The organism is Stenotrophomonas sp. YJH_SMC_53 (assembly GCF_059369995.1).
On record NZ_JCAFTF010000003.1, the window covers coordinates 40,750 to 63,197 of the forward strand.

Sequence of the window (22,448 nt, forward strand, 5' to 3'; positions counted from 1 at the left end):
CTCAATCGTCGCCGGTGACGCGCAGGATCTCTTCCAGCGTGGTCACCCCGCTGTCGACCCAGCGCTGGCCGTCCTGCCGAAGGGTCCGCATGCCGGCCCGCCGCGCCGCCTCGCGTAGCGCAGGCTCACCCTGCCCTTCATGGATCAGTGCGCGTACCCGGTCGTCCACCACGAACAGCTCATGGATGCCCGTGCGTCCGCGATAGCCACTGTTGGCACAGGCCGTGCAGCCCACTGCGCGCCATACGGTTCGGCCTTCGCCATCCAGCTCGGCACGCCGGCACTGCGTGCACAGCCGCCGCACCAGCCGCTGCGCCAGCACACCGCGCAGCGACGAGGCCAGCAGGAACGGTTCCACGCCCATGTCGGCCAGGCGGGTCACCGCCGAGACCGCATCGTTGGTGTGCAGCGAAGCCAGCACACCGTGCCCGGTCAGCGACGACTGCACCGCGATCTGTGCGGTCTCCAGGTCACGGATCTCGCCGATCATGATGGTGTCCGGATCCTGGCGCAGGATCGCGCGCAGTGCGGTGCCGAAGCTCATGCCGATGCGCGCATTGACCTGGATCTGGCCGATGCCGGCAAAGTCGTACTCCACCGGATCTTCCACGGTGAGGATATTGCTGGTGCTGCTGTCGAGCTGGCCCAGCGCGGCGTACAGCGACGTGGTCTTGCCGCTGCCGGTCGGGCCGGTCACCAGCACGATGCCGTGCGGCTGCCGGATCAATCCGGTGAACGTGGCCAAGGTGTCATCGGCCATGCCCAGGCGCTGCAGCTGCAGGCGGCCGGCATCCTTTTCCAGCAATCGCAGCACGGCACGCTCGCCATGCCCGGTCGGTACAGTGGAAACGCGGATGTCCAGCGGCCGGCCGCCCACGCGGATCGCGATGCGCCCGTCCTGCGGCAACCGCTTCTCGGCGATGTCCAGGTGGGCCATGATCTTGATGCGCGACACCAGCGCCGCGTGCAATGCGCGCCGTGGCTTTACCATGTCGCGCAGGGTGCCGTCCACCCGGTAGCGCACTACTGAATGGGTCTCGAATGGCTCGATATGCAGATCGCTGGCGCCATCGCGCGCGGCCTGTGCCAGCAGCGCATTGATCATGCGGATCACCGGTGCATCGTCCTGCGCATCCAGCAGGTCGGTGACCTCCGGCATGTCCTGCATCAGCCGGTCCAGATCGACTTCGCTTTCGGCGGCACCGACCACGGCAGCGGCATCACCGCCGTCACGGTACTGCTCACCCAACCGCTGCTGCCAGGTCGCGGCATCCAATGCCTGGAACGGAAGCGGGCCATGCCGCCGGCGCAGCTCGGCCACGGCCCACGCTGCGGTATCGTCCGTTCCCAGCAGCACCGGCTCGCCACCGGCTTCGGTCAGCATCACGCCGTGGCTGCGCACCCACGCGTACGGCAGCGGCACAACGGCGCTCACGGCCCGATCACCAGTTCCGGCGTGTAGCCCAGCCCGCGCAGCTGCTGCAATGCCGGGTCCAACTTCACCGGATCACGCGGCAGCCGCACGCGCAGGCGTTGCCCACTCTCGCCCGGCGTCGCCTCCGCGTAGGCCTGCAGGCCCAGCGCCCGCACCTGCGCCACGACCTGGCTGGCACGGCTCGGCTCCAGCCCCTGTGCGAACTGCACCAGCTGCGCATCGCCGTCACCGGCCGGATACAACGCTGCCAGGCTGGTGTTCTGCAACGGCTGGCCGTGGCCATCGCGCGCATTGCCCTGGCCGAGTACCGTCAGGTCCTGCGGTGGCAGCTGCGGCGCCGACAGCGCGGGCAAGGCCCAGCTCTGTACGGGCTGCGCGCCGGCCTGCGCATTGCGCATGTAGTCGTAGCGGTCGCGGGTCAGGCGCTGTCCTGCGGCCGGGTCGCGTACCACGTGCGGACGCAGGAACACCATCAGGTTGGTCTTGGCGCGCTTGCGCGTGTCGCTGCGGAACAAGGCACCCAGCACCGGGATCTTCCCCAGCCCCGGCACCGCATCACGGCCGTGGCTGACGCTGTCTTCCAGCAGGCCACCGAGCACCATGATCTGGCCATCGTCCAGCAGCACGCTGGTATCGAGTGCGCGCTTGTTGGTGATGATGCCGGCCGTGCTGTTCGCGCTCTGCGCGTCGATGCTGCTGACTTCCTGGTAGATGTCCAGCTTCACCGTACCGCCCTCGGAAATCTGTGGGCGCACCCGCAGCTTCAGGCCCACGTCTTCGCGCACGATGGTCTGGAAGGGGTTGTTGCTGCCGCCGCCACCGTCGGTCACGTAGCGGCCACTGACGAACGGCACGGTCTGGCCGACCATGATGCTGGCTGCCTCGTTGTCCAGCGTCATCAGGTTCGGCGTCGACAGGATGTTGGCGCCCCCCTTGCTCTGCAGCGCAGTGGCCAGCGCCTTCATGTTGAGAATCTGGCCGACACCGGGCAGGTTGATGGTGCCGTCGATCACGCCGATCTTCAGGCCATCCTTGGGCAGCACGTCCAGCGTGGTACGCGCACCGGTATTGAGCCCGCTACCGCCGGTAGCGCCCCCGAAATGGGTGCCGCCAAACGTACGGCCATTGCCCAGCATCCACTGCACGCCCAGCTCGGCCGCGTCGGTCTGGTTGACCTCCACGATCAGGCTTTCCACCAGCACCTGCGCACGGCGCTGGTCGAGCTGGTCGATCACCCGCCGAAGGTTGCGGTACACCGGCTCCGGCGCCGAAATCAGCAGGGTGTTGGTGGCCACGTCCGCCTGTACCGAAATGCCGTTCTGGCTGAAGCCGGTGCTTCCTGCATCGATCGGGTCGCCCCGGCTCGGGTCCAGCCGCTGCGATTCCAGCGCATTACCCCCGGGCTTGGCCTGCTGCGGCTGCGACGTCTGGGTGGGCGTGGGACGGTTGGCGTCACCCGGCAGCGGGGTGATTCCTTGGTTACTGCCCATTGCCGGTGCATCGCTCTGTCCGGCTACCACGCCACGCAGCACACCGGCCAGCTGGTTGGCCTGGGCGTTGCGCAGGTAGACCACATGCAGGTTGCCGGACTCGTCCTGGGCACGGTCCAGCTTTTCCACCAGCTGCCGCGCCAGGCGGGTGCGGCCCGGGCTGCTGGAACGCAGCAGCACGCTGTTGCTGCGCGGGTCGGCCATCACCACCACCTTCTGGCCCGGTTCGGCACCCTGCGCATCCAGCAGCGGTGCGACCATTGCCGCCACGTCCACCGCAATGCCCTGCTGCAGCTTCACCACATCGGTGTCCATGCCGGCGGGCGTGTCGACGCTGGCGATCACCCGCGCGATGCGATCCAGGTTGTCGGCGTAGTCGGTGATCACCAGGGTGTTGTTGCCTGGATTGGCGCTGATCGGGTTGTCCGGGCTGATCATCGGCCGCAGCACAGCCACCAGCGCCGCCGCATTCTCATAGCGCAGCGCAAAGGTGCGCGTGGCGATCTCGCCCCCTGCACCACCGCTGCCCACCCGTCCACCGAGCAACTTGGCATCGGCCTGCGGCACCACCCGGCTGACGCCGCCGTTCTCGACCACGGCGAAGCCACGCATGCGCAATGCGCCCAGCAGCAACTGGTAGGCCTGGGTACGGCTGACCGGGCCATCGGAAACCACCGTCATCTTGCCGGTCACGCGTGGGTCGACCAGGAACTGGCGCCCGGTGAAGCGCGCCGCCATGCGCAGCACGCCGCCGATGTCGGTGTCGACCAGGTTCAACTGCACCGGCTCATCGCGGGTGTCCTGCGCCAGCACGGGTGCCGGCGCGTGGCCCATGCACACGATCAGTGCCAATGCAGCACTGCAGGCAAGGCTGCGCATCGCCCTCATGGATGGGCACCCGCAGTTGCCACCATCACGATGTGTCCTGAAATCCGTGCCGCCGGCATGTTCGCATCCCCTGTGCGTGTCAATTGCAGCTGCTGCAACTCGATGGCCGGGTCGGCCAGCAGCGGCAGCAGCCAGTTCCATAGCGCATCGGCGGGTACGGCCCGTACCTGCAGGTGCCAGCGCCCGTCGCGCGCTTGGATATGCAGGCCGTCGGCCAGACCGGCAGCCTTGATCTGGTCACGCAGCCCGGCCAGGGTCGGATGCTGGCCCTGCGCCAACTGCTGGCGCTCACGCGCGCGCAGCAGCGGCGCCAGTGCGCGGGACTGCGCCTGCAGCCGTGGCAGTTCGGCCTGCCAGTGCGTGCGCTGCTTCAGCAGGGGCTCCAGCCATAACGACCACAGGCCCGCCACCAGCAGCGCCACCCCCATCACCCACAGCATCAGCCGGTCGCGCGGTGGCAGGCGTTGCCAGCGCTGCTGCAGGCCCACCAGCCCCTGGCCCAGCCGCAGGGTTCGGGTCGTCACTGTCCCGCTCCGCTCACCCGCAGGCGTCCACCGGTATCGCGCGCCAGCTGCAGCCCCTGCGCCTGCATCGCTTGCTGCCAGCGCTCAAGCCGCTGTGGATCGTCGGCCAATGCCTGGGCATCGGCGTCCAGCTCCAGGTGCACCTGCCCGGGTTGGTAGTGCAGGCTGTGCACCTGACCCGCCAGCTCCGGAACCGCGTGCAGCGTGCTGGCGATCTGACGTTGCAGCGCCGGCAACGGCGGCGTCGGCGGTGGAACCGCAAGCGCTCGCCTTGCCTGCAACACCGGGTCCACCACATCGGTGACCTCCGGAAAGCGTGCGCTGAACTGCCGTGCCATGCCCTGCTGCAGCGCCTCACCCTCGATCCGCCAACGCGTGACCTGCCACTGCAGGCCAAGTGCAGCCAGCAGCACCGCCGCCAGTGCCAGGCCGATCGCCAGTCGCGGCGCTTGACGGCCTGCGCCGGGCAGCGGCAATGACCAACCCGGCAACGGACCACAGGCCTGCTGTTCATGCGCAACGGCGCTGGCCGGCAGGCTGTCCGGCCACGCCGGCGGTACGCTGTCGATCCATTGCACGGCCCGCACCCCAGCCTGTTGCAGGCGGGTGGCCAACGCCTGCATCACCGCGGACGCGTCACGTCCGCCATACCATTGGACAAGTCCCCGATCGCGCCCGCTGCGCACCAGCAGATGCTCGCCGCTGACCTGCAGCGTGGCGTGGCCGCGCTGCCAAGGCAGCAGCAGTGGCGTCGGATACAACGCCTGCAGCTGCAGCGCACACGAGGCCAGCAGCTGCTGCACCTGCGCGATGGCCTGCTGGCCGAGCCAGGCCACCGGAACCGTACCGTCTGCCGCCTGCGGACCGTGGGCCAGCGCCACGTCCTGCAGGTCATCCAGCAGCATGGCCTCAACCTCACCCTGCAACGCCGCCTGCAGGCGGCGCCCGGACAGCGGCGGCAGCTGCAGTTCCAGCAGGATCAGGTCGTTCGGGTCAAGGCAGGCATGCACTGTGGCCCGCGGATGCCGCAGACCCAGCGCGGCCAGCGTGTCGCGGCCGTGTGCCACTACCTCGTCCTTGTGCAGCTGCGCCCAGTCCACCGCGCTGTCGGCGCGCAGGTGCGCCAACGGCGGCAGGCGCACCCGAAGCTGCACCGTCATGCGCCGATCCTCGTCCACACCCGTTGTACACGTACCCCGTCGTCGCGGTACTCGCGCCAGAGCAGCGCGCGAAAATCAACCGCGCTGCCGTCAGCCTGCACCCGGCCCACGGCCAGGAACCACTCGCTATGGATACCCAGCGGAAGCACGGCCATCTGTTCGTTGCTCAGTTGGAGTCGGTTGGCGATGTCACCGCGGTTGAGCAGCCAGTGGCCGGCGTCGCGCTCAGCGAGCAGCGCCTGCAGCCTTGCCGGTTCCACCGCAGGCGCCACCGCCTGCAGGACGCTCAGGTCGCAGGTGTTGGCGTTGACCAGGGTCTGCGCCGGCAACACCACTGTGCGCCGCACCAACGCCTGCAACGCCACCGGGTCAGCGCCGACCAGCGCCTGTTCGATCAGTGATTCGCGCGGCAGCGGTGCCTGCGCCTGCACATCGCCGTCGCGCAGGCGCGCCTGGATGTGGTCCACCGCGGATGCGCAGGTGCCCTGGCCCAGCCCCTGCCCGGCGCACAACGCGACGAACGCGCCCCGCGCCTCGGGGTCCGGCCTGCCCTGTGCCAGCAGGTTGCGCAGGTTGAACATCGACTGCGCATCGACCAGTTGCAGCTGCACCGGCAATGGCGCCTGCAGTTCCAACGGGCGCGCCCAGCGCCCGCTGCGCACCGTGGTCAGCTGTTCCTTGACATCCTCACGCAGCTGCTGCGCCGCACGCTCCAGCGTCGCATCCACCGCCATGCGTACCTGTGCGCGCAACTGGTCGCCGCGCAGCGCGCGCAGCTGCGCCGACTGCCGGGTCAGCAGCGCAGTGGCAATCACGGCCACCAATGCCACCACCAGCAAGGCGACGATCACCGCCACGCCACGCTGGTGGATGCATGAAATCGAACGCGTCCGGGCTGCCATCAGCACGCCTCACAGCTGCCAGGAGCCGATGTCTGCGTTCCCGGCGTCGCCACCGGGCTTGCTGTCCGCACCCAGCGAGTACACATCGATGTCGCCATGAGTGCCTGGAACCTGGTACTGGTACGGATGGCCCCACGGATCATTCGGCAGGCGATCCAGATACGGCGTCACCGGCAACGCACCGCTGCCCTGCGGCGGCTTCACCAGCGCCTGCAGGCCCTGTTCGGCACTGGGATAGCGCCCATTGTCCAGCTTGAACAACTTCAGCGCCTGCATCAGCGCCGCGATGTCCTGGCGCGCCGCCACCACACGCGCCTGGTCCGGACGGTCCATCAACCGCGGCACGATCAGCGCGGCAAGGATGCCGATGATCACCACCACCACCATGATCTCGATCAGGCTGAAGCCCTGCTGCCGAGCCCTGCGACCACCTGCCTGCCTTGCCATTGTTCCGCCCTCGTCATCCTGGAAGAGACCGCTGCACCATGGTCAGCGGTGCATGTGTCAGTACGATAAACATCCGCCTGCGATTCGCGGCGCGGTTGCCTGTGCGGCCGCTCGTGCAGCCGGCGCGCGTGCCGCCTCGAACAGGTGAGGCGGCACGCTGGCCAGTGTTTCGTCGATGCACTCGCGCAGCAACGGATGCACGCACGCCTGCAACAGGCGCACGCACTGCGTCGGCGACCACGCGGTGCCGTGGTCGAGGCCAATGAACATCCGGTAGGCCTGGTGGTAGCGCAGGTCGTCGTACACACGCTGTGCACTGTTGAGATCACGCACGACCACCAGCAGCGCCGCACGTTGCAGCAGCCGCGCATCGGCTGCGCCAAGCGGCAGCGCGCTCATGGCCGCGTCGGGCCAGGGCCACAGCCGCAGGTCGAGGGCCTTTCGAAGTGCCGCCAGTGGATGCGCACTGCTGTCCAGTGCCGCCCAGCGTGCCGCATCCGCCCAGGCGTCACTGGACAGCACCCAGACCCACGAGCGCCCGTAGCGCTGCACGTTCAGTGGCGTGTGCCGTGCCTGTTCCAGTGACTGGCTCAGGTGGCGATCCAGCTCCAGCATGCTGATCCTGCGACTGTCTTCCATCTGCGCCGCCCGTGCTCCGCGACGCGTGGTGCGTCGTACTCTGGAGAAGACGTCAGCAAGGCAGGTGAAGCGACACCGCGAATGCAACTCTGTGCACGGGGTGGCGCTTCATCGGCAACGTCATCGCAGCGTCATCCGCCTGCAGGCTTCGCGCTGCAGCCGCGGTGCGTCACCCCCACAACGGCGGGCCAGTACCGCCACGTCGCTGCGGGCAGCGAATGCGACCAGTGCCTCGGTCATGTCCACGTCATCGCACCATGACGCCAGCGCGACGCGCAGTGCGGGCAGCTGCCACCCGTCCATCACCCCATGGGCGCCCGCCACGAACCAGTGCCAGAGCCGATGATGCAGCACCTGCTCATGCAGCTGCGTGAGATCGTCGATGCCATGGATGTCCGCCAACAGCAGTGCGCGTGCGAGCGCCGCAGGCGGCAGCGCCCCGGATTCGACCAAGGGCATCTCCTGCTGCTGCAGCCGCAGCAGCATCGCCAATGGGTGTGACTGCGGATTGAAGTCCAGCAGCACCGCCTGCTGCTGCCACTGCGCGTCGGACACCACGCACACCCAGGGCGAACCATAGCGATGCACCATCAAGGGCCTTCGCTGGGTGGTTTCCAGCAATGCAGACAGATTGCGACGCAGATCGAGCACACCGATGGTCTCGTTGCGCATCCTTGGCTTCTCCTCGCTTGCAACAGACCTGCGCGGCGCGCACGGCCAGCGCCTTCATCTATCCAAGGACGGCGATGCCACCCGGAAAGCGACGCAGATCCAGCGACATCGTCAGGCGCAGCTGCTCCAGTGCCGCGTCCGGATCATCGATGCGGAAGCGGCCACTGACCGGCGCGCGCGCCAATGCCGATTCACCCAGCAGTACCTTGCCCCGCCGGTAACGGTTGATCTCGTCCACCACCTCGCCCAGCGGTGCGCGGCGGAACACAAGCATGCCTTCGGTCCAGGCACTCACTTCCGAAGCTACGGCCTCGGCCACGACGCCACTGAGGCGCTCGTCGAACCGGGTCTGCTGGCCGGCCTGCAGCTGCAGGCGGCCCTGCGGGTGCTCGATACGGGCGCTACCCTGCAGGCAGGTCACCCGTACCTGGCCGTGGGTGTTGCGCACGTCCAGGCGCACCGCACCTTCATCGGTAATCACGCAACCCGGGCCCGCGAACAGCGCCAGGCGCAGGCCAGCGCCGGTTTCGATCGCGGCCTGGCCCTGCACCAGCTCGAAGCCTTCGCCCTGCGCGTGCGCGCGGCGGCGCAGGCTGCTCTGCGTATCCAGTTCGATCTTGAGCTGCGGCAAGGGCGCGATCTGTAGTCGTTCACCTGTGCCGGTGTGGAAATCGGCCGCCATCGCCGTCACCGAGGGCCACAATCCCAGCGGCGGGCGGAGCGCCGCCGCCACCACCAGACTGGCTGGCGCTGCCACCGCAGCGCCCAGGAAGGCGCGCCGGCTCCAGCGCTGGGCCGGTGTCGGCGCGACCGGTTGGCGCGCGGCGGCGGGCAGTCGCTCGCCGGCCAGCCGCACCTGCTCCCACTGCCGGCGCGCACGGCCAAACGCTTCACGATGACGCGGGTCGGACTCGCACCATGCACGGAACCGGCGCCCATCGGCAGCGGTCGCCTCGCCCGAGGTCAGCCGCACCACCCACGCATGGGCCTGATGCTCAACGGCATCCAGCGGGCGTTGCGGGCGGTCGTCAGAATCCATGGGTCTCATGCCGGACCCGCACGCTGCGGGGTTCTGCTCGGCGTCAAAGTGTAGACGGATGCCGTCGCTCAGAACCGCACCTGGCGCCCCTGCCCGCTGCGTTCGGCCAGGTAGTCCTGGGCTGCCTTCAGCTCCCGCTGCACCAACCGCAGCGACACACCGAGGTGGTCGGCCACGTCGCGCTGCTGCAGGCCATCGACGCGGATTGCCAGCAGGATGCGACGACGGCGCTCGGGCATGCGCTGCAGCAGGCCGACCATGTCTTCCAGCGCGAAGTCCAGCTCGGCCGCCTGCGCCGGCCCCGGCCCCGGGTCGGCCATGTCCATCAGCGTATCCACCTCCTCCAGGCTCAGCAGGCGGTGGTCTGCCCGTTGGCGGTCGATCACGGTGTTCATCGCCATCCGCAGCAGGTAGGCCGCAGGGTTGTGCACCGCGTCCAGGCGGTCACGGCGCGCACTCAGGCGCATCCACGTGTCCTGCAGCGCGTCGCCGGCCAGCTCTTCCGATCCGAGCTTGCGCACCAACCGGCGTTTCAGCTCGTCGTAGGCACCCAGGAGGTGGTCCATCAGATCAACCGCCCCAGCCGTACCGTTGCTCATGTTCGAATCCTTGAAGTCATGGAAGGGGCGCGCGCCGGCCGCAGTCGTGGTCGGTGCCGGAAGGACGGATCTGCAGCGTCACCGGCTGTGGCAGCGCGGCGGCCTCGGTCGCCAGCACCAGGCCTTGCAGCGCCTGCAGCAGGCGTGCGTCGCGGCGATCACTGCCACTGCCGGACAGCAGCTCCGGCTCGCTTACCTGGCCCGCGCCGTCGATGCGGAAGCGCAGCGTTGCGGCATAGCGGCCGGGCGCAATCTCCGGGTCGTCACAGAACGCCGCACGCAGCCGCTGCTGCAACCCGCCGTAGCGACGCCGACGTTCGGCCTCGGGAAGCCCCGCGCCAACACCGGGTTCCGCGGCCGAGGGTTTGCCCCGGCGCAGCACCACACGCTGCTCGCCGATCACCTCTGCCTCGATCCCGGTGTCCTGCAGCAGCGACTCCAGCGCCGCAAGCGGCGCCAGGCTCCCGCGCAGCGCATGGCTGCTGCGGCCCGAAGCAAGGTCGCCGGGATACATCACCGACCACCCACTGATGACACTGAAGCGCTCGACCGCCTGTTCCAGCGGCTGCGCAGGGATGTCGTAGGCATGAACCGCGTCCTGTGCGGCAGCGGCAAAGGACAGCAGCAGCCATGCGGCGATGGCCACCTTCCAAGTTCTGACCGCATGGTGTCCATTCAGCCCCCTGACGTAGAACACATGACCCTCGGCAGCGACAGCAGCTGCAACGGTCGCGCACCACAACCGGAACCCCGGCCCGCGCGCGACCCGCAAGCGGGCTCAAACCGTACCGAGGGCACATGTCATTGCGATGACCGCCGCCACGGCTGACGCCGAGGCAGGCTCCGTGGGGCCAGTCACGCATCAGGAATCAATGAATCGAACAGACATGATCATCTGCCCCTGGGGTCAGAGCCCGTTGCGCAGCAACGGGATCCGACCCCGACAGATCGCGGGAAACTGTCGAAGGCGGGGTGGGTCTGGTTGCAGGGGTGTCCGCGGCATGGATGCCGCGGCCAAGCCACCATGGAAGGGTTTACGGCGTCCCCTGCAACCGGACCCACCCCGCCATCCCACGGAATGCACGCTGTTGCTTCGGCCGTTGCTTCTGAGGTTGCCACCCAGCGGCCGGCACTACCGGCGGGTGCCGGGTACAACCCGGCCGCAAACCCCATCCCTCAAAGCGGCAGCTGGGTCGTCTGCTTGATCCGCTGCATCGGAATCTCGGTCTTGGTGTTCTGCACTCCGGCGATCCGGTTCAGGTGCTGCATCTGGAACTGCCGGTAGGCGTCGAGGTCGGCCACCGCCACCCGCAGCAGAAAATCGCAGTCACCGGCCATCAGATGGCATTCCAGCACTTCCGGGAAAGACTTGATGCTGTTGATGAAGTGATTGGTGGTGTCCTCGTCCTGCCCGCGTAGCCACACCCGCACGAATACGGTGAAGCCGCGGCCCACCTTGGCCTCGTTCAACAGCGCCACGTAGCGGTCGATGTAACCGCCCTCCTCCAGCAGCCGCACCCGGCGCAGGCAGGCCGACGGCGACAGCCCGACCAGACGGGCCAGCTCCAGGTTCTGCAGGCGGCCGTCGCGCTGCAGGGCGTCGAGGATGCGGCGATCAAGGTTGTCGAGCTGGTACTGCATGAAATTTCGTCCTGATCGACTCTGGCCGCATGGAATATCAATCATCCAGAATCCAGTGGCATCAACGCAACCCGATTTCGTGATCGGACCGCTAGCATGGGCCACCCCCACCTCGTCGTGCCGTTCCATGGACGCCCGTACCACCCTCCCCCTGCCAGACACCTGCGATACCGCGCCGCGTGCCGAATTCCTGCGCGGCCTGCGCGCCGCCGTACCGGTGATGATCGGCTTCATTCCGTTCGCCCTGGTACTCGGCGCGCAGGCGGCCCAGAAGGGCCTGAGCGCACTGGAAGTACCGCTGATGACCGGCCTCAACTTCGCTGGCGGTTCGGAGTTCGCCGCCGTCGAACTGTGGACCTCGCCACCGCACATCGCACTGATCGTGGCGATCACCGCGCTGGTCAACAGCCGCCACCTGCTGATGGGCGCCAGCCTGGCCCCGCTGCTGCAACACCTGCCACGCCGCCGGGTGCTGCCAGCGCTGTTCTTCATGTGCGACGAAAGCTGGGCGATGGGCGTGGCTGATGCGCGCCGACGCGCACTTGGCTTCAGCCTGGCCTACTACCTGGGCGTATCGGCAGGCCTGTACACCGTCTGGGTGGCCTGCACCGCACTCGGTGCGATCGTCGGGCCGATGTTGGGCGACATCCACGCCTATGGCTTCGACATGGCTTTCCCCGCCGTGTTCCTGGTACTGCTGCGCGGCATGTGGCAGGGCATGAAGGCGGCTAGACCGTGGCTGGTCAGCCTGGTCGTCGCCGCCGCCACCTACCTGCTGGTGCCAGGTGCGTGGTACGTGGCCAGCGGCGCATTGGCCGGCCTGGCCGCCGCCTGGCTGCTGGCGGAGGACGCCGCATGACCTTCAACGGCCTGATCCACTGGACCTCGGTGCTGACCATCGTGCTGATGGCTGCCGCCACCTACCTGACCCGCATCGTCGGCTTCCTCGCGCTGCGCAACCGCACGTTGAGCAAACGCGCCGTGACGGTGATGGAAGCCGCGCCGGGCTGCGTGCTGATCTCGGTGATCGCCCCGGACTTCGTCGCCGACAAGCCGGCCGACCTGGCCGCACTGGCGATCACCCTGCTGGCCGCCACGCGGCTGTCGATGCTGCCGACGGTGCTGATCGGCGTCACCTCGGCCGGACTTCTGCGCTATCTGATGGGCTGACGCGCCCGCGACTTCCCCACAGGGTGTGACTGGAGGCGCAAGTGTCGCCATTGGCGCGACCTGCGCATGTCTCTGGTGCATCGAATGTGACCCGGAGCCAACTACTGCAGGTGTTTGAAACAATTCCGATTGCCTGATCGAGCCAGAGCCGGTACGGATCGACTACCGAATCAGCAGGTTGAGCTGATCGGTCAATCGACGTCCAACGTGGAGAGTACCAATGGGCAATCTACGGACTATCGTGGTAGCAATCGGTATCGCCCTCATCTCTGCTGGCGGGCTGACCCCCTGATGCAGCGCCGTCAGCCCAAGCGTACCCAACCGGGCTCCGCCCTCGGGCTCTATGCTGGGCTGGCGGCAATCCTTCTGGCCACAAGTGCGTGCCAATCCATCCAACTGCCTCCCCGGGACCTGGTCAGTCCCGATGGAGGGTATGCCACCCTGCTGCGAGGCCCATCCTCACATCTGAAGATCAGCACAGTGTCGGTGCTACCCGGCCCGGAAAGCTCGGAGTATCCCAATCGGTCCATCGAGTGCGGGTGGTCATCCGTCGCAACTCGACTTCTCTGGGCAGATGGAGCGCTTTCGGCCATGCAAGCATCACAGCTCTGCGAGTCCGCTGCACGATCCGCTGGACTGCCGCTCGAGGCCAATGGGCAGGAACGGACGCCTGTGCATTATCAGCTCACGATCGTAAGTGACGGAGGCGGCATCTGGCGACAACTGCCAGGACCAGAGCGGCCGGGCCAGGTGGTCAGCTTCTGGTTTCCCTCCGGCCCGGACGCTGATTCGCTGCGCAGGCGCGTGATCGCCACCACCGCTCATGAGTTCCAGCATATCGCCACCGCATTGTCAGGGCAGCCTCGGCGCGGCCGGCAACGGGAACCAGTCGCCTATCTGGCTGGCGCATGTGCGCAGTTACTGATCGAAGGCACCCTTGCGCGCGCGAACCTCCCGGGCGGACACGATCCGCGAGCTGATCCGTTCCTGCCATCTGCAGCCAGACGCTCCGCGCACACGGGCAGTACGACCGGCGCAGCACTGCTGCGGTTCTTCGGTGACGCAGACACCTTGCACATCAATGAGGGAGGTCGCCACCTCGTGCAGCATTGCCACGAGACGATCGGCTTTCCCCTGCAGCAGTGAACGCTCCCTGCGACACCCGGTCGCAGCCCTTCGCGCCACCCGCTTGACCAATGTCAAACCGCCCGCTGCCGTGCGGGCGTATCTCTATGCAGGACCCGAACACGCCGGCGCTACCGGCATCCACAAGGACCCTGCGATGAGCTACACCCCCGACAACGCCCAGCTGCTGAACGCCATGCAGAACGTCATGGTGATCTCCACCACCGACCTGCAGGGCAACATCACCTACGCCAACGACCTGTTCTGCACCCTCACCGGCTTCGCCCGCGAGGAACTGATCGGCCAGCCGCACAGCATCGTGCGCCATCCGGATGTGCCCAAGGCGGTCTACAAGGACATGTGGGACACCATCAAGGCCGGCAAGACCTGGACCGGCATCGTGCCCAACCTCGGCAAAGGCGGCGTGCTCTACGTGGTCGACACCACCGTGCAACCGCTGTTCGATGGCGACGGTAACATCACCTCCTACATCAGCATCCGCCGCGTGGTGAACGACCTGATGCAGAACTACGACCTGGTCGAGTTCAGCAAGGAAAAGTTCGACGACTTCTACGAGGCCGCGTGAACGCCCTCCCGACCAGTACGCCCTTCAGCCGCCTGCTGGTGGGTTTCGCGTCCGAGTCGGGCAATGCCCGCGCCCTGGCCCAGCGCCTGGGCGCGGACCTGCAGCCGCACGCGCCGCAGGTGCTCCCTTTCAACGACATCGACGTGGCCAGTCTCGGTCACGGCGACGTGCTGCTGGCGATCTCCAGCTCGTTCGGCGATGGCGAACCGCCGGCCAATGGCGAACAGTTCTTCGAAACACTGCGCCAGACCCCGACGCTGGCTGGGCTGCGCTATGCAGTGTTCGGCCTCGGTGACACCGGCTACCCGAGCTTCTGCGGCTTCACCAAGGCGCTGGATGCTGCACTGAGCGAGCGCCAGGCGCAGCCGCTGCTGCATCGGGTGGACGCCGACCTGGGCTACGAGCAGTTCTTCCAGCAATGGCGGCCGGTGCTCGGCCAGGTGCTGGAGGGCGACCTCAACGCTGGCCAGGACCTGCGCCTGCAGGTCACCGCCTATGGCGAAGACAATGCGTTTGCCGCCCCCATTCTCGAACGTCGCCGCTTGAACAGCAGCGACCCCGCTGCCTGGCACCTGCAGCTGGACATTGCCGGCAGTGGCATGGCCTACCGCGCAGGTGACACCCTGCACGTGGTACCCGAGAACGATCCCGCCCTGCTGCAGGCATTGGCTGCCTGGTATGGCGACACCGCCGCCGTGGCCGCCCTGCATGACCGCGAGCTGCGCCTGCTGAGCAAGGGCGTACTGCGCGAACTGGCCAGGCTCGGCGGTAGCGAGGTACTGAAGGGCCTGTTGAAGGTCAGCCAGAAGCGCGAGCTGGACACCTACCTGCACGGCCTGGACCTGCTGGACGTGCTGCAGGACCACGCCACCCCGGACAGCGTTCCTCTGGCCCGGCTGCGCGGGCTGCTGTCACCGCGGCTGCCTCGCGCTTATTCCATCGCCTCTCACCCTTGCGACGACCAGCTGAGCCTGTGCGTGCGCGAAGTGCGCTACACCCTGCGCGACCGCGAGCGCTTCGGCACCGCCACCGGCAGCCTGCTGCACGGCGGCGACCACGCCCGGGTGTACTGCCGTTCGAACCCCGGCTTCCACCTGCCCGATACCGGCCAGGCACCGCTGCTGCTGGTCGGCACCGGCACCGGCATCGCACCGTTGATGGGCCTGATGCAGGAATTGCAGGCCAACGCCTGCGAGCGTGAAGTGCACCTGGTGTTCGGCGAGAAGCACCGCCAGCACGACTACCTGTACCGCGACCAGCTGCAGGACTGGCACACGCGAGGCGTGCTGGCCGGCCTGCATACCGCGTTCTCGCGCGATGGCGCCGAAAAGGTCTATGTGCAGCATGTGCTGCAGCAGCGTGCCGCCGAAGTGCGCGATGTCCTGGCCCGCGGTGGGCACCTGTACCTGTGCGGCAACAAGAGCCACCTGGAAGGCGCGGTGCGCGAAGCCATCGATGCCATCGGTGGCGAAGGGCACTGGGACGCGTTGCGGGGCGAAGGCCGCACGCACTGTGAGTTGTATTGATCCGTAGATCCTGTAGAGCCGAGCCCACGCTCGGCTGCTGTTGGCGGTGTCGCGCAGAGCAGCCGAGCATGGGCTCGGCTCTACAGATGCAGGTCAATCGCCGACGATACGGCCGTCCACCACGCGCGCCACTTGCTGACCAAACATGGCTACGTCCTGCGGGTCGTGGCTGATCAACAACAACGGGATCCCGGTCTTGTCCAGCACCGCCTCCAACTCCTGGCGCAGATGCTGCCGAAGGTCATGATCCAGTGCGGAGAACGGTTCATCCAGCAGCAGCGCCTGCGGTTGCGTCACCAGCGCCCGCGCCAGTGCGGTGCGCTGGCGCTGCCCGCCGGAAATCTGCGAGGGCAGCAGATCACCCACGGTGTCGATGCGGAAGGCGTGCAACCACTGCTCCACCGCACCGAAGCGCTGGCGGTTCGGTGGATTCAACCACCCCTTCTCCAGCCCGAACGCCACGTTCTGGCGCACGCTCAGATGCGGGAACAACGCGTAATCCTGGAACACATAGCCCAGCCGGCGGCGCTGCGGCGGCAGATCCACGCCGGTGGCCGCATCGAACAGGGTCTGCCCCTGCACGCGCACATGACCCTGGCCCGGCCGCAGCAGCCCGGCCACCGCCTTCAAGGTCAGGCTCTTGCCCGCGCCCGAAGGCCCGAACAACACCACCTGCCGCTGCGTGCACTGCATCGATACGTCCAACACGAACTCCTGGTCGGCCGCCTGCAGGCGACGCTGCACCTGCAGGTCAAGCCACATCGCGCAGCTCCCGGCGACGCCCGCCCACCAGCCGCGCGGCCAGCAACAGGATCACGATGCAGACCACCGAGGTCAGGATCACCAGCGCATTGGCCTTGCCGTCCTGGCCGGCCTGTACCGCCTCGTAGATGGCGATCGACAACGTCTGCGTCCGGCCCGGAATGCTGCCGGCCACCATCAGCGTCGCGCCGAACTCGCCCATTGCGCGCGCAAACGCCAGCAGCAGGCCGGCGAGGATGCCGCGCCACGCCAGTGGCAGCGTGATGCGGAAAAACACCGCCACTTCGGACACACCCAGCGTGCGTGCGGCCTGCTCCAGCTGCCCGTCCACTTCCTCGAACGCCGCGCGTGCCGGCTTGAACACCAGCGGCAGCGAGGCCACCGCCGCAGCAATCACGGCCGCCTGCCAGGTGAACACCAGGTTGACGCCGAACCACGACTGCAGCCACGCACCGATCGGACCATTGCGACCGATCAACACCAGCAGGTAGTACCCCAGCACCGTCGGTGGCAGCACCATCGGCAGGGTCAGCAGCGAATCCAGCAGCTCGCGCCCGGGGAAGCGACGGCGGGCCAGCAACGCGCCCAGCGCCACGCCCAGCACCAGATTGATCGCGGTGGCCCAGCCGGCCACCTTCAGCGACAACCCCAGCGCGGTCCAGTCCAGATCCATGCCTCAGGGGGTGCCGAACCCGTGCTTGGCCAGAATCGCCTGGCCCTGTGCCGAACGCACGAAGGCAGCGAAGCGCCGTGCCTCTGCCGGCTGCGTACTGGCCCTGGTCACCGCCAGCGGATACGCAATGCGCCCGGACACCGGCACCGCGAACGCACGGCGCACCCGGCCGGGCATCGCCTGCGCATCGGTGGCATAGACGAAGCCGGCATCCACTTCACCGCGCGCCACGTAATCCAGCGACTGACGCACGTTCTGCGTGGTGATGATCCTGCCCTGCACCGACGACCACAGGCCCGCCACTTCCAGCGCGCCCTTGGCATAGCGGCCGACCGGCACGCTGTCCGGGTTGCCCAGTGCGATGCGCTGCACACCGGCACCGGCCAGGTCCTTCAAGGTACGCGGCGCCGCCTTGGCCTGCGGCGGCACCACCACCCACAGCGCGTTCACTGCGAACACCTCGCGGGTGCCGGCCGCCAGCAGATCCTGCTGCTGGGCCTGGTCCATCGTGGTTTCGTCGGCCGAGGCGAACACATCCACCGGCGCACCGCGGCTGATCTGTTGCAGCAACACGCCGGACGCGGCGAAGTTGAAATCGACCGTGGTGCCCGGGTGTGCCTTCTCATAGGCATTGCCCAGTTCGCGGAAGCTCTCGGTCAGGCTCGATGCCGCCGAAACGGTCAGCGTGGCCGCCCAGGCCGGCACCGTGGCCAGCAGGCCCAGCAACAACAGTCCAGCTCGCTTCATCGTCAGCTCCCGGCCAGGTTCAGTTCGGATCGGATTCGTCGGCCACCGCCAGCGCGGCCAGGCGCTCGGGCTGCAGCAGCAGGATCTCACGCTGCTTCACCGCGATGATCCCATCATCGCTCAGGCGGCGCAGCACGCGGCTGGCGGTTTCCGGCGCCATCCGCAGGTAGTTGGCGATCTCGGTACGCGCCATCGTCAGGTTGAAGCGCGTGGCAGAAAAACCGCGCCGCGCGTAGCGCTCGGACATGTCCAGCAGGAATGCGGCCATGCGCTCTTCGGTACGGTGGTTGGCGGCCAGCGTGGCGACCTTGCCGATCTCCGCACTGAGCAGGCTGAACAGCTTGGCCTGCAGCCCGGGCATGCGCGTGGCCAGCGAGCTCAGCTTCGGGAACGAGATGCGGCACAGATGCACCGTATCCAGCGCCACCGCATTGCAGGGGAAGCGCGAACCATGGATCGCATTCAGGCCGATCACTTCGCCCGGCAGGCTGAAGCCCAGCACCTGCTCGTTGCCCTGGCTGTCGTCGACGAAGGTCTTGACCATGCCGGCGCGCACCGCAGCAATCGAATCAAACGACTCGCCAGCGCGGAAGATGTAGTCACCCGCATGGAACGGACCGACGTGGTCGACCAGCACGTGCAGATCGCCCAGTGCGGTCTTGTCGTAGCCCTGCGACATGCAGGCGTCGGAAAACGCGCAGGTGCTGCAGAAGTGCAGCGCGTCGCCGTCATCGGCGGCGGCGGGGTTCGGGGTGGCCTGTCCAAGGCGGCCGTGCGAAGGCGGATTCGAAGACATCTGGGCAAGACTCAAGCGATGGCGGCCGCCGGCCGGAAGCATGCGGCCATCATACGCCACAGCAGGCGCCCTTCTTCGGCCAGCCGCAGCACGCGCGCATCCCAGTGCGCCCAGCCGCGCGCCAGCAACGGTGCCAATGCTGGCAGCTGCCCGGCGAAGCATTCTTCAAACGGTTCATCGTTGCGCCATTCGAAGGCAGCCGCATCGAGCGCGTGATCGCAGGCGATACTCTGCGCCACCTCGGCCGCCAGTCGCTCGTCTTCGGACAGGATCAATCCGGCAGACACGCCCATATGCCCGGCCTGCAGCCGCGCACGCCATTCGCCCAGTTCATCCTCCAGGCGGTAGAACACCTCGCCGATCTGGCTGCAGGCGGACAGGCCAAGCCCGATGAAATCGCTGCGGTCGCGGCGTGGCACGCCGGCCAGGTCACAATGACGCTGGCCATCGCCCGGGCCATGCGGGATCGGCAGGTCGCCGCGCTGGTAGTGGTCACCACCGATCGGTTCGTAGCCGGCTGCGCGCAGCAGGCGCCAACTCTGCAGCCATCGTTCCGCCGAGGGATGCTCTGGCAGCGCGCAAGGCGCCGGCAGCAGGATGCGCTCGGGCGCTTCGGCCAGCACCTCATGCAGTCGTTCGATGAAGCCGGTATCCGCGCTGCCGGGCACCCGCAACTGGTAGTATCGCGCGGTAAAGCCCACCTGTCGCGCATGCGCCAGCAGCGTCGGCCCGGGTGCATCGGCGCGATCAATCACGTTCAGGCGGGTGCAGCCCACCGCACGCAGTTGTGCCGGCGCCAGCGCGCTGCCCGCGTCCAGCCGCACCTCCACCTGTGGCCGCGCCACGGTGCGCAAGTACTGCGGCACGGCATCCAGCAGCTGGCCCAGCTGTGGTGGCAGCAGCGTCTCGGCCAGCCCCAACTGCAGCACCATTGCCACCACCTCGCGATCTTCAGCCAGCGCGCCGGCCTGCAGGCGCAGCGCCAGCAGCAGGGTGTCCAGATACGCCTGCGGTGGCACGTCGCGCCCGCCACGACCCGCCTGGAAGCCGAGCGTCAAACCACGCGGGATCAGGTGCTCGTTGCTGGCGCGCACGGCGGCGCGCCACCCGCTTTCGCCAAAGCCGGTACTGAACTGGTCAGCCGGCGGAAACAGCACGTGCCGTGGCTGCCGCAGCAATGCCGCCTGCAGCGCAGTGTCCTCGCTCTCGTCAACGTGGAAGCTCATGGCAGACATCTTCGGGCGTTCCTCTTCGCGTGGCCCTGATTGAAATCAAGCGTGGCGCATCTGATGGTTCCTGCCGGCCAGCGGCCGGTACTACCCTTTCACCCACCACTCGGTCGTGCCGGCCGCTGGCCGGCATCACCCCTTCACCCGCCGCGCACCCGCTCGGCGGCGGCCGCGTCGATGGCTTCGGGCAGGTCGGTTTCGCGGTCGATCTGCGGGAAGTGGCGACGTTCCATGCGGCGGATCGCGAAATGCATCCACGCCAGTGCAGCCGCCACCAGCACGAACAGCAGCATGAAGCAGCTGCTCCAGATGCCCACCGCATCGTTCAACGCGCCAAACACGATCGGCAGGACGAAGCCACCGAGGCCGCCGATCATGCCGACCACGCCGCCCACCGCGCCCACATGCCTGGGGTAATACACCGGAATGTGCTTGTAGACCGCGGCCTTGCCCAGCGACATGAAGAAGCCCAGCACGAACACCAGCACGGTGAACATCACCACGCCGATGGCAAGATGGAAATGGAGCGGGCCGTGGATACCCTTCACCACATACTCGGTATCCGGGTAGGCCAGCAGGAAGGTGCAGATGGCCGACACGCCAAAGGTCCAGTACATCACCCGGCGCGCGCCCATCCGGTCCGACATCCAGCCACCGACCACACGGAACAGGCTGGCCGGGATCGAATAGCACGCCGCCAGCATGCCGGCGTGGCCCACGTCCATGCCATAGGCGCCAACCAGGTAGTGCGGCAGCCACAACGCCAGCGCCACGAAGCCGCCGAAGACGAAGAAGTAGTACAGCGAGAACCGCCATACCTGCAGGTTCTTCAGTGGTGCCATCTGCTCGGCGAACGGCACCGGCTTCACGCCTTCGCGGCGGCGCTGTTCCAGAGACGGGTCTTCCTTGCTGAAGAGGAAGAACAGCACCGCAGTGACCGCCAGCGCGACGGCCCAGACCTTGGCAACCATGGTCCAGCCGGCCGCCACCATCACCAGCGGCGCCAGCAGCTTGGTCACCGCCGAACCGATGTTGCCGGCACCGAAGATGCCCAGCGCAGTGCCCTGCTTGCTGGCCGGGAACCACTTCGAGACGTAGGCCACGCCCACCGAGAAGTTGCCGCCGGCGATACCCACGCACAGCGCGGCAACCAGGAACTGGCTGTAGGTCTGTGCGTAGGTCAGCATCCAGGTAGCGACTGCACCACACAGCATCACCAGCACCATCACCTTGCGGCCACCGAACTGGTCGGACCAGATGCCGAGGAAGACGCGGCTGACCGAGCCGGTCAGCACCGGCGTGGCGATCAACAGGCCGAACTGGGTGTCATTCAAGCCGAGCTGTTGACTGATCTGGATACCAATGATCGAGAAGATCATCCACACCGCAAAGCACACGGTGAAGGCGAACGTGCTCAGCCACAGCGCACGTTGCTGCTGCCCGGCACTGGCGGGGGCAAGGGCCTGGTTCATGAATTTTCCTCGTTCAAAGGGGTTCAGCCGATATCCGCTTCGGCTTCGATCTCATCCAGCCCGCGCACCGGGTAGCGTTCCTGCAACTGCAGCAGGTAGGCCTGCACCTCGCGCTGCCGCACCTGCAGCTCCAGGTAGTCACGCAGCTGCGGCAGCACGGCCTCGAACGGCTGCGGCTGGCCTTCCTCGCGGGCATCGACGCAGACCACGTGGTAGCCCCAGCGCGATTCCACCGGGAAACCGGCCAGGCCTTCGCGCAGGCGGAACACCTGTCGGTCGAACTCCGGCGTGGTCTGCCCACGCTGCAGCCAACCCAGGTCACCGCCTTCGCTGCTGGATGGGCAGCGTGAATGACGCAAGGCGAAATCGGCGAACAGGTGCGGCGACTCCTTCAGCAGTCCGACCAGCCGCTCGCCCTCGGTGCGTGCAGCGAAGCGCCCGGCCACGTCGTCGGCCGGTGCGGCCAGCAGGATATGGCGCAGGCGCACACGGTCGGGGGAGCGGAAGCGCTCCGGGTTCTGCTCGAAGTAGCGCCGGCAGTCTTCATCGGTCGGCACGCGGTCTTCGATCGCGTCTTCCAGCAGCTGCTGGATCAGCACTTCCTCGTCACTTACCCGGTTACCCTCCGGCGCCTGCAGGCCCAGCCGCTGCGCTTCCAGGCGCAGCAGTTCGCGAACCACCAGTGCACGTGCCGCTTCGGCACGTGACTGTTGCGGGCGCATCGCCCGGTGGTGCTGCATCTCGCGGGCGATGTCGGCCTCGCTGATCGCGGTCTCGTCCACGAACAGCCGGCACGGTGCCGGCTGCCCGAGCGAACGCGGCCCCTGCGCCGCCGCGTCATGGTGGTGCGAATGCGCCTCGGCGGGAACCGGTGCGGCGGAGTCGATCACGGTAATCGGCAGGAATTTCGGCAGGCTGCCCATGGA

At 67.6% G+C, this 22,448-nt stretch carries 24 protein-coding genes; 5 read left to right on the forward strand and 19 right to left on the reverse strand.

Features of this window, described 5'->3' with window-relative positions; translation table 11 throughout:
• Position 1: 1 nt before the first annotated feature.
• The 12 genes from gspE to AC5P7X_RS05425 form a co-directional block, all read right to left on the reverse strand.
• Positions 2 to 1,435, reverse strand: a complete 1,434-nt coding sequence (gspE, locus tag AC5P7X_RS05370; RefSeq protein WP_495214562.1) for a type II secretion system ATPase GspE — start codon at positions 1,433 to 1,435, stop codon at positions 2 to 4.
• Positions 1,432 to 3,813: a type II secretion system secretin GspD gene (gene gspD / locus AC5P7X_RS05375; protein WP_329842112.1), complete on the reverse strand. Its 2,382-nt coding sequence runs from the start codon at positions 3,811 to 3,813 to the stop codon at positions 1,432 to 1,434. Before gspD ends, gspE begins: the two co-directional genes overlap by 4 nt.
• Complete coding sequence (locus AC5P7X_RS05380; RefSeq protein WP_053499842.1) at positions 3,810 to 4,337, reverse strand: type II secretion system protein M; 528 nt, start codon at positions 4,335 to 4,337, stop codon at positions 3,810 to 3,812. Before AC5P7X_RS05380 ends, gspD begins: the two co-directional genes overlap by 4 nt.
• Positions 4,334 to 5,497: a type II secretion system protein GspL gene (gene gspL, locus AC5P7X_RS05385; RefSeq protein ID WP_206620788.1), complete on the reverse strand. Its 1,164-nt coding sequence runs from the start codon at positions 5,495 to 5,497 to the stop codon at positions 4,334 to 4,336. The genes AC5P7X_RS05380 and gspL overlap by 4 nt, the downstream gene beginning before the upstream one ends.
• Positions 5,494 to 6,399 (reverse strand): type II secretion system minor pseudopilin GspK, encoded by a 906-nt coding sequence (gene gspK / locus AC5P7X_RS05390; protein WP_032954238.1) that lies wholly within the window; start codon positions 6,397 to 6,399, stop codon positions 5,494 to 5,496. The genes gspL and gspK overlap by 4 nt, the downstream gene beginning before the upstream one ends.
• 9 nt (positions 6,400 to 6,408) lie before the next feature.
• Entirely contained in the window at positions 6,409 to 6,846 is a 438-nt protein-coding gene (gene gspG, locus AC5P7X_RS05395) for a type II secretion system major pseudopilin GspG (protein ID WP_206620787.1), read from the reverse strand.
• Positions 6,847 to 6,903: 57 nt separating this feature from the next.
• A complete protein-coding gene (locus AC5P7X_RS05400) occupies positions 6,904 to 7,461 on the reverse strand; it encodes a hypothetical protein (protein ID WP_229766051.1) in 558 nt (185 codons plus the stop codon).
• A gap of 144 nt (positions 7,462 to 7,605) precedes the next feature.
• Positions 7,606 to 8,157, reverse strand: coding sequence for a hypothetical protein (locus AC5P7X_RS05405; protein ID WP_053499848.1), 552 nt, complete (start codon positions 8,155 to 8,157; stop codon positions 7,606 to 7,608).
• 58 nt (positions 8,158 to 8,215) lie between these two features.
• A complete protein-coding gene (locus AC5P7X_RS05410; RefSeq protein WP_070489805.1) occupies positions 8,216 to 9,196 on the reverse strand; it encodes a FecR family protein in 981 nt (326 codons plus the stop codon).
• Between the two features lie 68 nt (positions 9,197 to 9,264).
• On the reverse strand, positions 9,265 to 9,795 hold the full coding sequence (locus AC5P7X_RS05415) for an RNA polymerase sigma factor (RefSeq protein ID WP_329842107.1): 531 nt from the start codon (positions 9,793 to 9,795) through the stop codon (positions 9,265 to 9,267).
• A 16-nt stretch (positions 9,796 to 9,811) separates the two neighbouring features.
• Positions 9,812 to 10,492, reverse strand: a complete 681-nt coding sequence (locus tag AC5P7X_RS05420) for a TonB C-terminal domain-containing protein (protein ID WP_053501284.1) — start codon at positions 10,490 to 10,492, stop codon at positions 9,812 to 9,814.
• 479 nt (positions 10,493 to 10,971) lie between these two features.
• Positions 10,972 to 11,436 carry an Lrp/AsnC family transcriptional regulator gene (locus AC5P7X_RS05425; RefSeq protein WP_005413654.1) on the reverse strand — a complete coding sequence of 155 codons (465 nt, stop codon included), beginning with the start codon at positions 11,434 to 11,436 and terminating at the stop codon, positions 10,972 to 10,974.
• Positions 11,437 to 11,563: 127 nt separating this feature from the next.
• On the opposite strand from AC5P7X_RS05425, the gene AC5P7X_RS05430 reads away from it, so the two are divergent.
• The 5 genes from AC5P7X_RS05430 to AC5P7X_RS05450 all read left to right on the forward strand — a co-directional run bounded on the left by AC5P7X_RS05430 (position 11,564) and on the right by AC5P7X_RS05450 (position 15,843).
• Complete coding sequence (locus AC5P7X_RS05430; RefSeq protein WP_014037422.1) at positions 11,564 to 12,295, forward strand: AzlC family ABC transporter permease; 732 nt, start codon at positions 11,564 to 11,566, stop codon at positions 12,293 to 12,295.
• Entirely contained in the window at positions 12,292 to 12,606 is a 315-nt protein-coding gene (locus tag AC5P7X_RS05435) for an AzlD family protein (RefSeq protein WP_053501167.1), read from the forward strand. The genes AC5P7X_RS05430 and AC5P7X_RS05435 overlap by 4 nt, the downstream gene beginning before the upstream one ends.
• A 591-nt stretch (positions 12,607 to 13,197) precedes the next feature.
• Positions 13,198 to 13,752 carry a ubiquitin family protein gene (locus tag AC5P7X_RS05440; protein ID WP_495214565.1) on the forward strand — a complete coding sequence of 185 codons (555 nt, stop codon included), beginning with the start codon at positions 13,198 to 13,200 and terminating at the stop codon, positions 13,750 to 13,752.
• Positions 13,753 to 13,888: 136 nt separating this feature from the next.
• Positions 13,889 to 14,317, forward strand: coding sequence for a PAS domain-containing protein (locus AC5P7X_RS05445; protein WP_134972627.1), 429 nt, complete (start codon positions 13,889 to 13,891; stop codon positions 14,315 to 14,317).
• Positions 14,314 to 15,843 (forward strand): diflavin oxidoreductase, encoded by a 1,530-nt coding sequence (locus tag AC5P7X_RS05450; protein ID WP_495214567.1) that lies wholly within the window; start codon positions 14,314 to 14,316, stop codon positions 15,841 to 15,843. The genes AC5P7X_RS05445 and AC5P7X_RS05450 overlap by 4 nt, the downstream gene beginning before the upstream one ends.
• A 93-nt stretch (positions 15,844 to 15,936) precedes the next feature.
• On the opposite strand, the gene AC5P7X_RS05455 is transcribed toward AC5P7X_RS05450, so the two are convergent.
• The 7 genes from AC5P7X_RS05455 to AC5P7X_RS05485 form a co-directional block, all read right to left on the reverse strand.
• Positions 15,937 to 16,605 (reverse strand): sulfate/molybdate ABC transporter ATP-binding protein, encoded by a 669-nt coding sequence (locus AC5P7X_RS05455; protein ID WP_495214568.1) that lies wholly within the window; start codon positions 16,603 to 16,605, stop codon positions 15,937 to 15,939.
• On the reverse strand, positions 16,595 to 17,278 hold the full coding sequence (modB, locus tag AC5P7X_RS05460; protein WP_206620781.1) for a molybdate ABC transporter permease subunit: 684 nt from the start codon (positions 17,276 to 17,278) through the stop codon (positions 16,595 to 16,597). Before modB ends, AC5P7X_RS05455 begins: the two co-directional genes overlap by 11 nt.
• Positions 17,279 to 17,281: 3 nt before the next feature.
• On the reverse strand, positions 17,282 to 18,025 hold the full coding sequence (modA, locus tag AC5P7X_RS05465) for a molybdate ABC transporter substrate-binding protein (protein WP_495214569.1): 744 nt from the start codon (positions 18,023 to 18,025) through the stop codon (positions 17,282 to 17,284).
• A gap of 19 nt (positions 18,026 to 18,044) precedes the next feature.
• Positions 18,045 to 18,821, reverse strand: a complete 777-nt coding sequence (locus tag AC5P7X_RS05470) for a helix-turn-helix domain-containing protein (RefSeq protein ID WP_005416832.1) — start codon at positions 18,819 to 18,821, stop codon at positions 18,045 to 18,047.
• Between the two features lie 11 nt (positions 18,822 to 18,832).
• Positions 18,833 to 20,047, reverse strand: coding sequence for an oxygen-independent coproporphyrinogen III oxidase (locus AC5P7X_RS05475; protein ID WP_206620779.1), 1,215 nt, complete (start codon positions 20,045 to 20,047; stop codon positions 18,833 to 18,835).
• Between the two features lie 143 nt (positions 20,048 to 20,190).
• Positions 20,191 to 21,522, reverse strand: coding sequence for an MFS transporter (locus tag AC5P7X_RS05480; RefSeq protein WP_005416836.1), 1,332 nt, complete (start codon positions 21,520 to 21,522; stop codon positions 20,191 to 20,193).
• Between the two features lie 23 nt (positions 21,523 to 21,545).
• A complete protein-coding gene (locus tag AC5P7X_RS05485) occupies positions 21,546 to 22,445 on the reverse strand; it encodes a peptidylprolyl isomerase (RefSeq protein ID WP_053499732.1) in 900 nt (299 codons plus the stop codon).
• Positions 22,446 to 22,448 lie beyond the last annotated feature (3 nt).

Bases quoted from the DNA above. Each gene is read 5' to 3' on its own strand.
- AC5P7X_RS05425 (WP_005413654.1), bottom strand. From the start codon at position 11,436: ATGCAGTACCAGCTCGACAACCTTGATCGCCGCATCCTCGACGCCCTG.
- AC5P7X_RS05430 (WP_014037422.1), top strand. From the start codon at position 11,564: ATGGACGCCCGTACCACCCTCCCCCTGCCAGACACCTGCGATACCGCG.
- AC5P7X_RS05410 (WP_070489805.1), bottom strand. From the start codon at position 9,196: ATGGATTCTGACGACCGCCCGCAACGCCCGCTGGATGCCGTTGAGCAT.
- modB (WP_206620781.1), bottom strand. From the start codon at position 17,278: ATGGATCTGGACTGGACCGCGCTGGGGTTGTCGCTGAAGGTGGCCGGC.
- gspL (WP_206620788.1), bottom strand. From the start codon at position 5,497: ATGACGGTGCAGCTTCGGGTGCGCCTGCCGCCGTTGGCGCACCTGCGC.
- AC5P7X_RS05440 (WP_495214565.1), top strand. From the start codon at position 13,198: ATGCAAGCATCACAGCTCTGCGAGTCCGCTGCACGATCCGCTGGACTG.
- AC5P7X_RS05415 (WP_329842107.1), bottom strand. From the start codon at position 9,795: ATGAGCAACGGTACGGCTGGGGCGGTTGATCTGATGGACCACCTCCTG.
- gspG (WP_206620787.1), bottom strand. From the start codon at position 6,846: ATGGCAAGGCAGGCAGGTGGTCGCAGGGCTCGGCAGCAGGGCTTCAGC.
- AC5P7X_RS05405 (WP_053499848.1), bottom strand. From the start codon at position 8,157: ATGCGCAACGAGACCATCGGTGTGCTCGATCTGCGTCGCAATCTGTCT.
- AC5P7X_RS05480 (WP_005416836.1), bottom strand. From the start codon at position 21,522: ATGAACCAGGCCCTTGCCCCCGCCAGTGCCGGGCAGCAGCAACGTGCG.
- AC5P7X_RS05485 (WP_053499732.1), bottom strand. From the start codon at position 22,445: ATGGGCAGCCTGCCGAAATTCCTGCCGATTACCGTGATCGACTCCGCC.
- AC5P7X_RS05400 (WP_229766051.1), bottom strand. From the start codon at position 7,461: ATGCTGGAGCTGGATCGCCACCTGAGCCAGTCACTGGAACAGGCACGG.
- modA (WP_495214569.1), bottom strand. From the start codon at position 18,025: ATGAAGCGAGCTGGACTGTTGTTGCTGGGCCTGCTGGCCACGGTGCCG.
- AC5P7X_RS05475 (WP_206620779.1), bottom strand. From the start codon at position 20,047: ATGAGCTTCCACGTTGACGAGAGCGAGGACACTGCGCTGCAGGCGGCA.
- AC5P7X_RS05435 (WP_053501167.1), top strand. From the start codon at position 12,292: ATGACCTTCAACGGCCTGATCCACTGGACCTCGGTGCTGACCATCGTG.
- AC5P7X_RS05445 (WP_134972627.1), top strand. From the start codon at position 13,889: ATGAGCTACACCCCCGACAACGCCCAGCTGCTGAACGCCATGCAGAAC.
- AC5P7X_RS05470 (WP_005416832.1), bottom strand. From the start codon at position 18,821: ATGTCTTCGAATCCGCCTTCGCACGGCCGCCTTGGACAGGCCACCCCG.
- AC5P7X_RS05455 (WP_495214568.1), bottom strand. From the start codon at position 16,605: ATGTGGCTTGACCTGCAGGTGCAGCGTCGCCTGCAGGCGGCCGACCAG.
- gspK (WP_032954238.1), bottom strand. From the start codon at position 6,399: ATGGCAGCCCGGACGCGTTCGATTTCATGCATCCACCAGCGTGGCGTG.
- gspD (WP_329842112.1), bottom strand. From the start codon at position 3,813: ATGAGGGCGATGCGCAGCCTTGCCTGCAGTGCTGCATTGGCACTGATC.